The sequence below is a fragment of the Rugamonas violacea genome (assembly GCF_016461825.1).
Taxonomy (GTDB): domain Bacteria; phylum Pseudomonadota; class Gammaproteobacteria; order Burkholderiales; family Burkholderiaceae_D; genus Rugamonas.
In genome coordinates, this window is record NZ_JAEMNU010000159.1 from 1 (window position 1) to 1196 (window position 1196).

The 1196-nt window shown below is 60.5% G+C and carries 1 protein-coding gene; it reads left to right on the forward strand.

What is annotated here, in order from left to right; translation table 11 throughout:
• Positions 1 to 260 precede the first annotated feature (260 nt).
• A partial coding sequence (locus H7U20_RS29555; RefSeq protein ID WP_233411181.1) for a LysR substrate-binding domain-containing protein occupies positions 261 to 1196 on the forward strand: 936 nt, incomplete at its 3' end.

Consider the following 1196-nt stretch of genomic DNA (forward strand, 5'->3'; position numbering starts at 1 on the left):
TCAGCATTGGGCAATCTGTCGCCCACCGTCTACGAACGGAAAATGGCAGCACGCCAACCTATCGTCGTGTCCGAAATTACTTGACCACAGCAATTGTCCGGTTGGGTAATAATTTGTTCGAGCATGATTTTCTGCTTTCATAACGGTGGTGGATGAGTGATCGGTCTGTCAGGCCGCAGGGGGAAGATAGGCGTGCGCCGCTGTGTTGACAAACGCTAAGTTGTCAGGCATAAGGTGAATTATTTTCATCTATACACCCAATGCGGCGACTCCCACCACTCTCGGCACTACGCGCGTTTGAAGCGGCGGCCCGCCACGGCAGCTTCAAGTTCGCCGCCAATGAACTTGCCGTCACGCCGACGGCGATCAGCCACCAGGTTCGCTTTCTCGAGGAATACACCGGCCTGAAGCTGTTCGAGCGGCAGGTGCGCAAAGTGGTCTTGACCGACGCCGGGGTGGAGCTGTATCCGGTGCTGCGCGACGGTTTCAATGCTTTCGAGGCGGCCCTGCAGCGCTTGGCAACGGCGCCGGCCCGCCACCGAGTCATCATCTCGGCGACCAATGCGTTCATGGCGCGCTGGTTGGCGCCCCGGGTGGCGGACTTCCAAAAGTTGTACCCGGAAATCGACCTGGAGCTGTACGCGTCCGATCAGACCGTCGATCTCGGGTCTGATGTCGCCGACGTCGCGATTCGCTACGGGCGAGGGCCGTATCCCGGCATGGTGGCGGAGCCGCTGTTCACCGACCGCTTCGCGCCGGTGTGCAGTCCCCAGCTCGGAGCATTGGGCCGGGCGGAACTGGACCAGGTCCCGTTGATCGATTTCAAGTGGAGCCAGGACCATCCGCTCAACCCTACTTGGAAGAACTGGTTCGCGGCGGCGGGCTTGCCGTGGAAGGCACGTCACGGTCAGCTGCTTTTTTCGGACGAAGGGCATGCGATCCAGGCGGCATTGGCGGGACAGGGAATTGCACTGCTGAGCCTTGAGCTGGTGGCGGACGACATCGCGGCCGGGCGCCTGACGCAGCCGTTCGGCCCGAGCATACCGGGGCATACCTATCATCTGGTCCGCAGTGCGGGCCATGCACACGGGTCACATGTCGACTCGGTAGTTGTCAACAAAGTTGTCGCGTCACTTCATGCAGCCAGCTTCACTAATTCAGGTTCAGCCCGTTCCGGATTGAGCCAAACCTCGTCC